At 66.8% G+C, this 13,710-nt stretch carries 17 protein-coding genes; 9 read left to right on the top strand and 8 right to left on the bottom strand.

Annotated features, from left to right (window positions below; genetic code table 11):
• The first annotated feature begins 61 nt into the window (after window positions 1-61).
• Complete coding sequence (locus MU521_RS20575) at window positions 62-370, top strand: hypothetical protein (RefSeq protein WP_092686421.1); 309 nt, start codon at window positions 62-64, stop codon at window positions 368-370.
• Here MU521_RS20575 and MU521_RS20570 read toward each other — a convergent pair.
• Together MU521_RS20570 and MU521_RS20565 are read right to left on the bottom strand one after the other, a co-directional pair.
• Entirely contained in the window at window positions 367-2,019 is a 1,653-nt protein-coding gene (locus MU521_RS20570) for an acetate--CoA ligase (protein WP_092687448.1), read from the bottom strand. The genes MU521_RS20575 and MU521_RS20570 overlap by 4 nt on opposite strands.
• Window positions 2,020-2,072: 53 nt before the next feature.
• Window positions 2,073-2,786 carry a YqjF family protein gene (locus MU521_RS20565; RefSeq protein WP_092686422.1) on the bottom strand — a complete coding sequence of 238 codons (714 nt, stop codon included), beginning with the start codon at window positions 2,784-2,786 and terminating at the stop codon, window positions 2,073-2,075.
• An 85-nt stretch (window positions 2,787-2,871) separates the two neighbouring features.
• Between MU521_RS20565 and MU521_RS20560 the strand changes: the two genes are divergently transcribed.
• Together MU521_RS20560 and MU521_RS20555 are read left to right on the top strand one after the other, a co-directional pair.
• Window positions 2,872-3,288: an EamA family transporter gene (locus tag MU521_RS20560; protein ID WP_092686423.1), complete on the top strand. Its 417-nt coding sequence runs from the start codon at window positions 2,872-2,874 to the stop codon at window positions 3,286-3,288.
• Window positions 3,289-3,328: 40 nt separating this feature from the next.
• Complete coding sequence (locus MU521_RS20555) at window positions 3,329-3,895, top strand: thioredoxin family protein (RefSeq protein WP_092686424.1); 567 nt, start codon at window positions 3,329-3,331, stop codon at window positions 3,893-3,895.
• 104 nt (window positions 3,896-3,999) lie between these two features.
• Here MU521_RS20555 and MU521_RS20550 read toward each other — a convergent pair whose 3' ends face one another.
• Window positions 4,000-4,299, bottom strand: a complete 300-nt coding sequence (locus MU521_RS20550; protein WP_175452720.1) for a hypothetical protein — start codon at window positions 4,297-4,299, stop codon at window positions 4,000-4,002.
• 14 nt (window positions 4,300-4,313) lie between these two features.
• The gene (locus MU521_RS20545) at window positions 4,314-4,853 is read right to left on the bottom strand and encodes a DoxX family membrane protein (protein ID WP_092686426.1); all 540 of its coding nucleotides are present in this window, start codon (window positions 4,851-4,853) and stop codon (window positions 4,314-4,316) included.
• 199 nt (window positions 4,854-5,052) lie between these two features.
• Here MU521_RS20545 and MU521_RS20540 point away from each other — a divergent pair, with 199 nt between their 5' ends.
• The 5 genes from MU521_RS20540 (at window position 5,053) to MU521_RS20520 (ending at window position 9,627) form a co-directional block, all read left to right on the top strand.
• Window positions 5,053-5,874 carry a BtpA/SgcQ family protein gene (locus tag MU521_RS20540; protein WP_092686427.1) on the top strand — a complete coding sequence of 274 codons (822 nt, stop codon included), beginning with the start codon at window positions 5,053-5,055 and terminating at the stop codon, window positions 5,872-5,874.
• A 63-nt stretch (window positions 5,875-5,937) separates the two neighbouring features.
• Window positions 5,938-6,606, top strand: a complete 669-nt coding sequence (locus tag MU521_RS20535) for an O-methyltransferase (RefSeq protein WP_092686428.1) — start codon at window positions 5,938-5,940, stop codon at window positions 6,604-6,606.
• Between the two features lie 112 nt (window positions 6,607-6,718).
• On the top strand, window positions 6,719-7,312 hold the full coding sequence (locus tag MU521_RS20530; protein ID WP_092687451.1) for a chemotaxis protein CheC: 594 nt from the start codon (window positions 6,719-6,721) through the stop codon (window positions 7,310-7,312).
• Between the two features lie 68 nt (window positions 7,313-7,380).
• Complete coding sequence (locus MU521_RS20525) at window positions 7,381-9,039, top strand: long-chain fatty acid--CoA ligase (RefSeq protein ID WP_092686429.1); 1,659 nt, start codon at window positions 7,381-7,383, stop codon at window positions 9,037-9,039.
• 243 nt (window positions 9,040-9,282) lie between these two features.
• On the top strand, window positions 9,283-9,627 hold the full coding sequence (locus tag MU521_RS20520; protein WP_092686430.1) for a DUF7344 domain-containing protein: 345 nt from the start codon (window positions 9,283-9,285) through the stop codon (window positions 9,625-9,627).
• On the opposite strand, the gene MU521_RS20515 is transcribed toward MU521_RS20520, so the two are convergent.
• Complete coding sequence (locus tag MU521_RS20515; protein ID WP_092686431.1) at window positions 9,622-10,476, bottom strand: SDR family oxidoreductase; 855 nt, start codon at window positions 10,474-10,476, stop codon at window positions 9,622-9,624. The genes MU521_RS20520 and MU521_RS20515 overlap by 6 nt on opposite strands.
• 173 nt (window positions 10,477-10,649) lie before the next feature.
• On the opposite strand from MU521_RS20515, the gene MU521_RS20510 reads away from it, so the two are divergent.
• On the top strand, window positions 10,650-11,798 hold the full coding sequence (locus MU521_RS20510) for an acyl-CoA dehydrogenase family protein (protein ID WP_092686432.1): 1,149 nt from the start codon (window positions 10,650-10,652) through the stop codon (window positions 11,796-11,798).
• A 28-nt stretch (window positions 11,799-11,826) separates the two neighbouring features.
• Here the strand turns inward: MU521_RS20510 and MU521_RS20505 are convergent, their stop codons facing one another.
• The 3 genes from MU521_RS20505 to MU521_RS20495 form a co-directional block, all read right to left on the bottom strand.
• Window positions 11,827-12,444 (bottom strand): hypothetical protein, encoded by a 618-nt coding sequence (locus tag MU521_RS20505; protein WP_092686433.1) that lies wholly within the window; start codon window positions 12,442-12,444, stop codon window positions 11,827-11,829.
• Window positions 12,441-13,289, bottom strand: a complete 849-nt coding sequence (locus MU521_RS20500; protein WP_092686434.1) for an ABC transporter permease — start codon at window positions 13,287-13,289, stop codon at window positions 12,441-12,443. Before MU521_RS20500 ends, MU521_RS20505 begins: the two co-directional genes overlap by 4 nt.
• A partial coding sequence (locus MU521_RS20495) for an ATP-binding cassette domain-containing protein (RefSeq protein WP_490166460.1) occupies window positions 13,286-13,710 on the bottom strand: 425 nt, incomplete at its 5' end. The genes MU521_RS20495 and MU521_RS20500, both read right to left, overlap by 4 nt.

Below are 13,710 nucleotides of genomic sequence, written 5' to 3'. Positions count from 1 at the left end.
TCGACGGCGAACACCGTTCCTAGCTTTAAGCCACTCTCGTCCGTATCGGTGTCCCAGTTACATGCAGAGTGACACACGGGCCGACAGCGGCTGGGGGTTCGTCGCGGACCACGACTCCATGGCGACGATCATCGACACGCTTCTGCACCTCGACCCCGAGGAGACCTACACCCGCTCGGAACTGGCCGACGAGACCGGCATCGCCCTGAAGACGCTCCACCTCATGGACGACGTGGACGGCCTCGTCGACCTCGGAATGCTCGACGAGCACCACCCCGAGGACGAGGAAGTCTACTACACGGTCAACGCGGACAGCCCCGTCCTCGACGCCGCCCGCGAATTCGAGCGCGCGGTCGAGGACAATCGCTAGTCCTGTTCGCGCAACTCCGTCCGGCGGATCTTGCCGGTCGTCGTCTGCGGGAGTTCCTCGACGAACTCGATCTCGCGAGGGTACTCGTACTCGGCCAGCCGATCCCGGACTAGCTCGCGAATCTCGGCCCGGAGCGCGTCCGACCCCGTGACGGCCGCCGCTGGTTCGACGTATGCCTTGATGATCTCCCCGCGGGTCTCGTCGGGCACGCCGACGACGCCGGCCTGTGCCACGTCGTCGTGTTCCAGGATCGCCTCCTCGACCTCCATCGGGCCGACCCGATATCCGGCGGTGATGATCACGTCGTCCTTCCGAGATTTGAACCAGATGTACCCGTCGCCGTCGCGCTCGGCCAGATCGCCGGTCAGGAACCACTCGCCGACCTGCTTGGCCGCCGTCTTCTCGGGCAGGTCCAGGTACTCGTCGAAGAACACCGACCGGTCGTGGGGGCGGACGGCGATCTCGCCGGTCTCGCCCCGCGGCAGGCGCTCGATATCGCCCGCGTCGGCGACCTCGGGATCGAGGATCGCCACGTCGTAGCCCGGAAGCGGCTTGCCCATGCTTCCCGGTCTGGTCTCGAACCAGCCCGTGGAGTTGGCGACCACGAGGTTGAGTTCGGTCTGGCCGTAGTACTCGTTGACCGCCACGCCGTCGAGTTCCTCGTCGGCCCAGTCGAGGATCTCGGGTGTCAATGGCTCGCCCGCGGCCGCGACCGTCTCCAGCGAGAGGTCGTACTGCTCGGTCGGGTTCGCCACGTCCATCAGCAGCCGCAACGCCGTCGGCGGCATGAACGACTGGGTTACGTCGAACTGCTCCAGCAACTCGAAGGCCGCGGCGGGGTCGAACTTCTCCGAGGGGTACGCCACCATCGTCCCGCCGTGGTGCCAGGTGGCGAAGAGCGTCCCACCCAGCGCCGACCCCCACGCCCAGTCCGAGGGTGTCCAGACCGTCGCGTCCGGGCCCAGTCCGCGGTCCATGTAGTTGTAGGAGGCGGCGGCCCGACCGAGCCAGAGCGCGTGGGAGTGGAGGACGCCCTTGGGCGGGCCCGTCGACCCGCTCGTGTAGAGGATGGCGCTCTCGGTGTCCGGCGTCGCGTCGTGGGGATCGACCGACGCGCCGGGATCGGCCAGCACGTCCTCGAAGGCCACGGCGTCGCCTGTCGGCGTCTCCGATTCGATCTCGATCACGTGGTCCAGGGCCGGGCAGTCGACGCGGGCCTCGTCGACCTCCTCGCGGACGGCCGGGTCGACGACGACGGCTTTCGCGTCGGCGTCGGCCAGTCGGTACTGGAGCGCGTCGGGGCCGTAGAGCACGGAGAGGGGCACCGACAGTGCACCGAGTTTCCAGTTGGCCAGGTGCGTGATCGGGTTCTGTGGCTTCTGTGGCACGACGACGCCGACCCGATCCCCGGGGCCGACACCCAGGTCCCTGAGACCCGCGGCGAGGCGGTCGGATCGTTCGTCCAGCTCCCGGAACGTGTAGGACGCTCGCTCACCATCGGGCGTCAGGTACTCGAGGGCCGTGCTCTCGGGGTCGTCGTGTTTACGAAGCAAGTCGACTGCTGGGTTGAACTCGTCGGGTAGGTCCCACTCGAACTCTCCCCGCGCGGCCGCGCGCGACTCGAAATCCGGCATGACGGTCCAGGGCATGCTCGAACCGTCACCGTCCATCCCGTTTCACCTTTCGGTTGCCACGAACCGGGTCACAGCGGGAGCAGACTCGACCCGTCGACGGGCCGGAGCGCGCTCGCCGCCACGTCCACGCCAGGACTGTAGTGGACCAGCGGCTCTCCCGCTGGTTCGTCGAACCCGTTGGCGGCGAACAGATCGTTCTCGCGGACTTCCAGCGCCGCGCCCTGAAGCGGCCAGGGTGGATGCTCGACCGGGCCGGCGTACACCCGGCCGCCGTCGTCGGCCACGTAGAAGCGATACCGCTCGGTGAGGAAGTGTTCGAGCGACCCGGGCTCCGGTTCGGTGGGGTCGCCCGTCGGTCGGTAGGTGGCGTCGAAGCCGGCCATCGGAACGCCGGGGTGGACGCGACCGCTCCGGAGTCGGAAGCCGTCGGCCGTCTCGGCCAGGTCCATCTCGGCCCGGTAGTAGGGCAGTTCGAAGAACCGCCGGGCGACGGTCACGCCCAGCCAGTCGTCGGCGTCGAGGTTGAAGAAGTAGATGCCCGGCCCGTCCGGGCCGTCGACGTACGTCCGCAGGTTCAACTCGGGGAAGGAGAGGCCGACCGGCGCGCCGCGGGGCCGGATCGACTCCATCTGGAACCCGATCACACCGAGGTACGCATCGCCGTCGAACGTGTCGGCCGCGAGTCCGTCGGGGAGTTTCGCGTCGACGACCGCCGGGTCGACGCTCCAGTGTGCGAAGAGGACGTCCGCCCAGCGCATCGCCAGCAGTGACGGCGCGTTCATGCTCGGACGTAGGGTCTCGACGCGTTTCGACCTGTCGGCTCCGGGGATCGGAACCGATTTGTCGTTCGGTTTTGCCTCTCCGACGATGAGCTATCTCCTCTGGGCACTCCTGGCGTTGCTCGCGTACAGTCTGGTCGCGCCGCTGGCGAAGATCGCGACGGTGGAGATCCCGAGTACGGTGGTGCTTCTGATCTCCAACGGGATGCTCGTCCTCGTCGCGACGGGCGTCGTCGTCGCCACAGACACCCCCGTCGTCCAGTACCTCTCTCACGACCGGGCGGTCTACGCGTACGCCGCGGGGCTCGCGCTCGCGGTCGGCATCCTCGCGTACTACCGGGCGCTGGCGGCCGGCCCGGTCAGCGTCGTCGTCCCGATCTTCGGCCTGTTCATCGTCACGAGTTCCGTCCTCGGAATCGTAATCCTCGACGAGTCCCTGACCGCCCGGAAGGTCCTGGGCATCGCGCTGGCAGTCGGCGCGGTGTACCTGACCGCCGTCGAGTGACTCAATCCTTTTGTCGGCTACACACCTACCTCCGTCCGTCATGGTCGCACTCGACTCAGAAGACGACGCCATCCAGCGCGGCGAGTCGGCACCCGACTTCGAGTTGCCCGGCGCGGACGGCGAGACGTACTCGCTGTCGGACTTCGCCGACCGCAAAGCCCTGCTGGTCGTATTCACCTGCAACCACTGCCCGTACGCACAGGCCAAGTTCGACGAGCTGAACCACCTCGCCAGTGAGTACGACGACCTCGCCGTCGTCGGCATCAACCCCAACGACGCCGAGGAGTATCCCGACGACTCCTTCGAGCGGATGCAGGACCTCGTTGACGACGGCACCATCCAGTACGACGCCTACCTCCGCGACGAGAGCCAGGCCGTCGCTCGCGAGTACGGCGCGGTCTGTACCCCCGACCCCTTCCTGTTCGCAAATCGGAACGGTGACTTCGAGCTGGCCTATCACGGCCGCATCGACGACGCCCTGAACCCCGACGACGAACCGACCGAGATGGAGATGCGTGACATCGTGGACCGACTGCTGGCCGGTGAGACGATCGACGACGAATTCAAACCGTCGCGAGGCTGTTCGATCAAGTGGAGCGAGGAGTGAGATCGCGGTGCTGTTGCTGTCGGGTATCTGTCGGGCCAGAGCGGGGACGAACTAGTGTCGGTTCACGGATGTGACGCGACCGTCACACCGGAGCCGTGCGCCGATCATTTCGCGGTCGCGGCGGTGCCGGTCGCGGTGGCGTCACCGCCGCTCGGGGCGGCGAGTCTGTAGACGCCGTAGCAGCCCCAGACCAGCAGTCCGAGGCCGATCAGCGTCGCGCGGATCTCGACCGGGATCGTCGGAGCCGCGATCACGTCGCCGGCTTCGTTGGTCACGGGAACCGGACTGGGGTTCCCGACGAACGTCTCGATCAGGCCGAGGACGACGGTGCCGACGACGATCAGCGAGCCACCGACGAGCATCGCGGCCCTGTCGGCCGCGGACATCGTGGGAGTGTCTGTCATATCCTGTCACCTCGTCAGCCGAGCAGGTACTGCAGGCGCGGGTGGTTCTGGACCAGGTCCCAGTTCTCGATGAACCGGTCGAGGCCCATGATCCGGCCCGCGCTGAGGACGATCAGCGTCACGAACAGCAGCAGGCCCATCAGGTCGCCGTTGACGAACCCGTGGCTGAAGCCGGCGTTCCCGAGGTAGAAGAACCCCATCAGGAACGCGCCCCAGAAGGCCGCGAACCTGACGAGCACCCCGAGGAGCAGGGCCAGCCCGATCAGCGTCTCACCGAGCGGGATGATGAAGTTCACGAACCACGCGGCGTTGTTCCCGAACCAGACGGTGATCGGGGCCACGACGGTCCCCTGGGTCGCACCGGTCAGCCAGCCGGTCGCCGAGAACGGCTCGGCACTCGTCCAGAGGTTCGCGTACTTGGTGATCCCTGCGTGGAAGAACCACCAGCCGGTCAGGAGTCGCAGCATGGCGACCCAGTAGCCGGCCCAGGTCCCCGACAGCTCCAGCGAGACGCCCTCGCCGAGGACGTTTCGGGTGTCGACGGTTGTTGCCATTGGTGTAGCACCTCTACAGGTGAACCTACACGGCCAGTATATATCAAACGAATATGGGATTTTCAGCACGTTGGAATCCCGCGACGTTCCGGCCAGATCGAGCGAATACGGTAAATTCCGTCCCGAATACGTTCGGATGCTGCTCGTCACTGGCCGCGACGGCGGAGCCACTATAGGGGTCCTCACTGAACGGTGACACATGTCGCTCGACCTCGCCGCGACGTTCGGGACGCCCAGCCCCGTCGTTGGTATGGTTCATCTCCCACCGCTCCCCGGATCGCCGGCGTACGACCCCGACGGGGGTCGCGACGCCGTGCTGGAGCGTGCCCGGACCGACGCTCGCGCGCTCGCCGACGGCGGCGTCGACGGCCTGATCGTCGAGAACTACGGCGACGCACCGTTTCACGCCGAGGACGTGCCACACCACGTCGTCGCCGACATGACGCGGGCGGCTACTGCGGTCACAGAGGTCGCAGACTGCCCCGTCGGGATCAACGTCCTCCGGAACGACGCGGCCGCGGCGCTGTCGGTCGCGGCGGCGGTCGACGCGGCCTTCGTTCGCGTGAACGTCCACACCGGGGCACGCGTCACCGATCAGGGACTCGTCGAGGGCCGGGCCGCGGAGACCCTTCGCCTGCGCGAGCGAATCGACGCCGACGTGGCCGTGCTGGCCGACGTGGCGGTCAAACACTCCGCACCGCTCGGCGAACGCGATCTCGGGGCGGCGGTCGCCGACGCGATAGATCGGGGCCGCGCGGACGGACTCGTCGTCTCCGGCCCGGCGACGGGGTCGGTGACCGACGCCGACGATCTGCGGACCGTCGCGGCCGCCCGCGACGACACCGACCCGAACGTGCCGGTGTTCGTCGGGAGCGGGGTCACCGCCGAGTCGGTGGCGGACCTCCTGTCGGTGGCCGACGGTGCCATCGTCGGGACGGCGCTCAAGGAGGACGGTGCGACGACGAACCCCGTCGATCCCGAACGGGTGGCCGCCGTCGTCGCCGCCCGGGGCGACCAGTGAGGGTCGCGACTGCTCCACGCCGCGAGGACCAGCGTTTTGCCAGCGCCGACCGAACGCGAGCGCATGTCAGAGATTCTCCCCGACGCTACCGCCGAGTTCGCTCGCGCCATCGGCCCGGAACCCGACGGCGTAATCGAAGAAATGGACGCACAGGCCGACGCCGAGGGCTTTCCGACGGTCGGTCCCGAAGTCGGGGGGTGGCTCCAGTTGCTGGCTCGCATGGTCGACGCCCGACGGGTCTTCGAGTTCGGCTCCGGCTTTGGCTACTCGGCGTACTGGTTCGCCCGGGCGCTCCCCGACGACGGCGAGATCGTCCTGACGGAGGTCGACGAAGACGAACTGGATCAGGCCCGCGAGTACCTGCGTCGGGGCGGGTTCGACGACCTCGCCAGCTATGAACTCGGGGACGCCATCGAGACGGTCGCGGAGTACGAGGGCCCGTTCGACGCAGTCCTGATCGACAACGAGAAACACCGCTACCGCGAGGCCTTCGAGGCTGTCCGTCCGAAGGTCGCCGAAGGTGGGGTCGTGATCGCGGACAATGCCGTGACTGCGGGTCCCATCGACTTCGAGGCACTGTCGGCGCTGGTGCGGGGCGAGGACCCCGGCGAGGTGGACGACCACACGGCGGGCGTCGCGGACTATCTCGGTGCGGTCGGCGACGATCCGGCTTTCGAGTCGGCGCTGATTCCCCTGGGCGAGGGGATCGCCGTGAGTCTCCGGGTAGACTGACGGGCTGTGGTTTCGCCGCGCAGACGTTACAGCATTTGATATTCGCTGGGTATCAGTTATATACGGCCGACCGGAAAGATTCGCTACCTCGGGGACTCACATGAGCGAGTTGATGATCGACATACGGAAGTTGAGTATTTTCAACAAGATGGCCAAGGAGGGTGGGAACACGGTCGCCAACCACATGAGCCAGATGACCGGGATGAACACCGAGATGGAGATCACGAAGATCAACTTCATCGACATCCCGGACATCAAGACACACGTCGGCCACGACGAGCAGATCGGGATCTACATCGAGATGCAGGAGCCGCCGCACGGCCACGTCCTCTTTCTGTTCAACGCCGACAGCGCCAAGCGACTCGCCGCCGGGATGCTCGGCGACATGGGCGGGACCGATCCCGACGCCGAGGGGTTCACCGAGATGGAGAAGAGCGCGATCCAGGAGATCGGCAACATCATGACCAGCGGGTTCATCGACGGGTGGGCGAACGTGCTGGAGACGACCATCGATATGTCGACGCCGAACTTCACGTTCGGGCCCGGGAGCGGCACCGTCGACGAGATCATCGGCGACCGCGACAGCGACATGGCGCTCATGTTCGACTCCCGCGTCCACGCCCAAGATGAGGACATCAACGTCAAGGTGTACACCTTCCCGCAACTGGAGGAACTCGTCGGCCTGATGCAACGGCTGGAAGTCTGAGACTTGTTGACGTTTTTCCGTCGAATCTGAGGGGAACTATGATATGACATGCGCCGCTGGTTTAGCCCATGCCAGGAGGCACTGACCAGACACTGCGGCCGTTCCTGTGGCGTGCGGAGAACCTCTATTCCGACACGGAGATCGTCTCCCGGACACACGAGGGTATCGAACGCTACACGTACGAGGAGTACAGCGACCGCACGGCCCAGCTGGCCCACGCCCTGACCGACGCGGGCATGGGCGAGGGCGACCGCATCGCGACGTTCTGCTGGAACCACCACCGCCACTTCGAGACCTACTTCGGCATCCCGACGCTGGGCGCGCAACTACACACGATCAACCCGCTTCTACCCGACGAACACATCCAGTTCATCGTCGAGAACGCCGCCGACAAGGCGATCTTCGTCGACCCGTCGCTGGCCGAGAAGCTGGCCGGCGCGTACGACGCCGACTCCTTCGACAGCGTCGACCAGTTCGTCGTCATGGGCGACTCGGTGCCGGACCTGCCCTTCGACGCCGTTTCCTACGAGTCGTTCATCGGCGGCCACGAGACCGAATACGACTGGCCCGTCGTCGATCAGGACCAGCCCGCCGGGATGTGTTACACCTCCGGCACCACGGGCAAGCCCAAGGGCGTCGAGTACACCCAGCAGATGCTCTGGGGCCACACGATGGCGACGATGACGCCCCAGGGTCTGGGCGTCGAGGACGACGACGTGGTGATGCCGGTCGTCCCGATGTTCCACGTCAACGCCTGGGGGATGCCGTTCTCGACGACGGCCGCCGGCGCGAAACACGTCTATCCTGGCCCCTCGCCCGAGCCCGAAGACATCGCCCAGTTGCTCGAGGAGGAAGGCGTCACGATCACCGCCGGCGTTCCCACGGTGTGGCTCGGCCTGCAGGAGTACATGCAGGCCGGTAACGAGGTCGACCTCTCGGAACTCGAAACGGTCATCATCGGCGGGTCGGCCGCACCGAAGGCCATGATCGAGTGGTTCGACGAGTACGGCGTCTCCGTGACACACGCCTGGGGCATGACCGAGATGTCCCCCATCGGTTCGGTCGCCCACCTCAAATCCGGGCTGGCCGAAGAACTCACCTACGACGAACAGATCGAACGCCGGGCCAAGCAGGGCCTGATCGTCCCCGGGCTGGAGTTCAAGGTCATCGACGACGACGGCAACGAGGTCCCCTGGAACGGCGAGGACTTCGGCGAACTGTACGTCCGTGGCCCCTGGGTCACCCAGGAGTACTTCCAGCGGCCCGAGGCCAACGAGAACGACTTCGAGGGCAACTGGCTCAAGACCGGCGACGTGGTGACCGTCGACGAGGACGGCTACATCAAGATCGTCGACCGCGCGAAAGACGTGATCAAATCGGGCGGGGAGTGGATCTCCTCGGTGGAACTCGAGAACGCCATCATGGCCAACGACAACGTGGCCGAAGCCGCCGTCGTCGGCGTGCCCCACGAGCGGTGGCAGGAACGGCCCGTGGCCTTCATCGTCCCGGTCGAGGGGGCCGACCCGGACGCCGTGGCCGACGAACTCCGCGAACAGATCTCCGAAGACTACCCCAAGTGGTGGCTCCCCGACGACTTCATCCAGATCGACGAGGTGCCAAAGACCGCGACGGGCAAGTTCTCGAAGAAAGACCTCCGCGAGGAGTACGCCGATCAGGACCTCGTCGAGGGCCAGGTGCCAGAAGAGGCCGCGCCCGACGAAGAGTAGCGGGACTGCGTCTCCCGGACAGCCCGCTCGTGTGAAGACGACGCCGAACGGGCGGGGACCATCCCGGACCGTCCGTCGATTTCTCCCTCTCAGTGGCCACCGATTCTACGGGCGGTGTCGGCGACCGCCTCGTTGCCCCGCTCGGCCCCCGTCTCCGGGTCAAATCTCGCCGCACTTTTATATCAGACATTGGCATGATATACCATGCCATACCGTCTTCACTCCAGGACCTGTACGTGGCCCATGACCGACGACGCGTCCCGGCTGGCGGAGGACACGTGGGAGCGCCTGCTCACCGCGATTTCGGACCCGTACCGCCGCCAGCTCCTCGTCGCGCTGCTGGATCACAATCCGCAGGACGACACGGATCTGGATCCGCTGGACGTGGTCGCCGAGACCGAGCGGGAGTCGACCGTGTTGGAGTCGGAACTGGTCCACACCCACCTGCCGAAACTCGACACCATGGAGATCGTCGAGTGGGACCGGGATACCGGGGAGATCAGCACCGGCCCGGAGTGGAACCAGGTCGCACCGATCCTCGAACTGATACACGACCATCGGGACGAGCTGCCCGAGGGGTGGCTATAGGAGTTCGTCGAATCGCTCGCTCAGTGTCTCGACCGTCCAGCCCTCGGCATCGACCATCGAGTTCTCGTCTTTGGGGTCGGCGACCAGCGACACCATGTCGCCCTGCGCGCGGACGGTCTCGCCGTTGACGCCCTCGGCGGCCTCGCTGACGAGGTAGCCGACGACGGGCGCGACCTTCTCCGGCGGGAAGTCGTCCTCGCCGAAGGGCTGGTGGGGCATATCCTCGATCATCCGGGTGTAGGCGATGGGCAAGAGTGCGTTCGCGCGGGCGTCGTACCGGGGCAGCTCCGCGGAGGCGGTACGAATGAGTCCGAGGACGCCGGCCTTGGCGGCCGCGTAGTTGGCCTGTCCGGCGTTGCCCAGCGCGGAGGGGCTGGTGACGCCGACGAACGCGCGCTCGCGGTCGGCAGCCTCGGCCGTCTCGTCCCAGTGGCGCGCGAGGTTCCGGAGCAGGGCGAAGTGCCCGCGCAGGTGCACGTCGATCACCGTGTCCCAGTCCTCGCCGGTCATCTCGGTCAGGTAGGCGTCCCGCAGGACGCCCGCGAAGTTGACGGCGGCGTCGACGCGACCGTACTCGGCCACCGTGTCGTCGATCAGTTCCTCGGTGTACTCCAGATCGGTCACGTCGCCGAAGTGGGCCATCGCCGTGCCGCCGGCGTCGCGAATGGCCGCCACGGTTTCGTCTGCGGGCCCCTCGCTCGCGCCGTCGCCCTCCAGGGAGGTCCCGAGGTCGTTCACGACGACCGTCGCGCCCTCACCCGCCAAGTGCTTGGCCGTCGCCTCGCCGAGGCCGCGGCCGCCACCAGTCACGATACAGACCGTCCCGTCGAGCGGACCCGTGTCCGTCATTACCCGTGTAGCTCGTGGGCTCCGTGATAGGAATGTCGACACCGAACGGGTCCCGGCGGGACCCGCGCCACCGTCCACCCCCGACCCCGCCGTCGAAAGAAACTCGAACTCCGTTTACAATTTACAATGTTCCAGTCCGTTTTTGTCTGTGCAGGCCCTGTTAACTCTCGGTCATGGAACTGCTAACGGAAGACGTGGTGCCGGCCGAGGCCCGCGACGTGAAACAGGAGGCTCGGGAGTTCGCTGTGGAACACATCGAGCCGGTGGCGGCTGACTACTACGAATCCGGCGAGTACCCCTGGGAGGTGCTGGAGGCCGGGATGGAGGCCGGGCTGGTCGCCCAGGACATCAGTGAAGAGTACGGCGGTCGCGGGCTCGATCTGGCGGAGATCCTCGCGATGGCCGAGGAGTTCTACCGGGCCGACGCCGGGATCGCGCTGACCCTCCAGCTGGCGAGTTTCGGCGCGGAGATGCTCGAAGAGTACGGCGACGACTGGCAGAAAGAGGAGTTCCTCCGCCCGGTCGCCGAGAACGAGCAGTTGACGGGACTGGCGGTGTCCGAACCCGACACGGGCAGCGACCTCGCCGGGATGGAGACCACCGCGGAGAAGGACGGCGACGAGTGGGTGATCAACGGCGAGAAGTACTGGATCGGCAACGGCGTCGAGGCCGACTGGGTGACGCTGTACGCCCGGACCGGCCACGACGAGGACGACCGGTACGGCAACTTCTCCCTGTTCATCGTCCCGACCGACACCGACGGCTACGAGGCCGAACACATCCCCGAGAAGATGGGTTTCCGAGCCTCGAAGCAGGCCCACCTGCACCTGAACGACGTTCGGATCCCCGAGGACCACGTCATCGGGACCGAGGGGACGGGCTTCTACATGCTCGCGGACTTTTTCAACCACGGGCGCGTGGTGGTCGGCGGGCACGGGCTCGGCCTCGCCGCGGCGGCCATCGAGGAAGCCTACGACTTCGTTCACGGCCGGCAGGCGTTCGGCCGCGACGTGAGCGAGTTCCAGAAAGTCCAGCACATCCTCGCGGACATGCGGACGGAGTTCGAGGCCGCCCGCTCGCTCAACTGGCGGGCCGCCGAGAAGGTCGCCAACAACGACAACGCCGGGTTCTGGGCGGCACAGGCAAAGGTGAAATCGACCGAGACGGCGACGATGTGTGCCGAACGCGGGATGCAACTCCACGGCGGCCGGTCGGTCCTCACCGAGAACCGCATCTCTCGGGTCTACCGCGACGTGCGCATCCCCGTCATCTACGAGGGGGCCAACGAGATCCAGCGCAACCTGATCTACGGGCAGTGGTGAGTCAGGGGCGGGCAGCCAGGGGGCAACGCTACGGTTTCGACCGGAGGTAGCCGCCCCCGCCGACTGCCACCACGCCCGCGAGAACAGAGACGAACCGGAGCAGGTTCCCGGAGTCCGTCAACGGCGGCTGAGTGAGTCTGGGCTGGACGATGTTGTACCGCTGGCGCTCTCGTTCCCCCTGCGCCCGCTGCTCGCTCGACCCGGCGCTGTCGCCCGTCGCGCCGGTCTCGCGCTGTGCGCCCTCGGGCGGACGGCGTTCAGGTATCCGTTCCTCGACGACCGGGAAATCCGGATCGTCGGGCCGCTCGATAGCGACGGTTCGCGGTCCGTACGGGCGTGTGGAGTCGTCGTCGGGCTGGGCATCAGGTTCCAGACGGTACTGGAAGTCCGACGCGCCCTCGCCGACCGGGACCCGATAGCTCTCGCCGTTCCGGAGCGCCCGTTCGTACAGTTCCTTCCCGCGATCCGAGAGGTTTTCGTAGGTGATTACCGCGATGTCCTCGTTTCGGAGGTCGCTCCGTTCGGCCGTGATCGTGCCGCCCACCTCGTGGGAGAGGACGGGCTGGACCGGTGCGAGTGCCGGGGCGATCAGCAGGACGGCTCCGACGACGAGTAGTGCGGCCGAGATTCGCGAGCGGTCGATCACTGGAGATCACTCCGTTGGAACCGCAGGTAGCCGAGCGCGAGCGGGATCACCAGCCACGCCGCGAACACGACGAGCGAGACCTCGTCGGAGAGATACGCCGGCATCGACTCCCGGGCCTCCTCGCGGAACCGGAAGACGTTCCGCTCCATCGCCGTCGGGTAGACGAGGTTGGCCGCCTTCTGGTAGGCGATGTACGGGCTGACGTAGTCGAAGGCGGCGTAGAGGTGCGGGTCCGGATCGAATCCGAGGATCACGTCGTGGACCAGCTGGACGACCTGCGAGAACCGGAAGGTCAGGTTGAGGATCACCAGCACGAAGTACGACCCGACGGTCGCGGCGATAGCCTGGCTGCGGGTCGCGGCCGCCGAAGAGCACGCGACCGAGAGCGCGACGAACGCCCAGGCGTACAGCAGCGTGACGGCCAGCACACCGACGGCGACGCCGAAGGGGAAGACCCCGTATCTCGCGACCGTCATGGCCGTCGCCGCGACGAACATGAACAGGACGATGGCACTGACCACACCCAGCCGACTGAGGAGTTTCCCGACGAACACGTCCCGTCGCGTGTTCGGGAACGCGAGCAGGAACTTGATGCCGCCGCTGGCGCGTTCCCCGGTAATCGACATGTAGCTGGCGATGATGGCGACGATTGGCACCAGCACGCCGATCAGGCCGACGAGCAGTCCGTACGCGTTCTGTGCTTCCCTGAGTGGCGGCGCGCCGCGGCCGACGTTCACGTACGCCATCATCGCCGCGACGAGCGCGAGACAGACCGCGACTCCCCACAGCGCCCCGGACCGGCGGACGCTCGTGAGGTCCTTCGAGAGGACGCTCTCGATGCTCACTGCGCCACCTCCGGGGCCGCCTCGCCCTCGCGGCCGCCTTCGGTCAACTCGTTGAACAGCGTCTCGAGCGACACCGTCGTCGAGAGCACGTCGACCACTTCCGTGCGCTCGGCGACGTAGGTGATCGCGTCGACTTTCACGGTCGGATCGGCACACGTGACCGACAGCGTGTGGTCCTCGACGGTCGTGTCGACCACGCCGTCGAGTGTCTCGACGCCCAGCTCCCTCGGCGGCGTCGCACACCGCAGTTCGAGGGTCGCGTGCCCGCCGACGCTGTCGCGCAGGCCGTCGATGCTGTCGACCGCGACCAGTTCGCCCTCGTTCAGCACGCCGACGCGATCACAGACCGCCTCGACCTCGTTGAGGTGGTGGCTCGAGAAGAACACCGTCGTTCCCTCGGCGGCCACGTCGGCCACGGTTT

The sequence above is a fragment of the Halorientalis regularis genome (assembly GCF_023698535.1).
Classification (GTDB): domain Archaea; phylum Halobacteriota; class Halobacteria; order Halobacteriales; family Haloarculaceae; genus Halorientalis; species Halorientalis regularis.
Note: the sequence above shows the minus strand (reverse complement) of the source record. Positions and strands in the feature narration are given on the sequence as shown.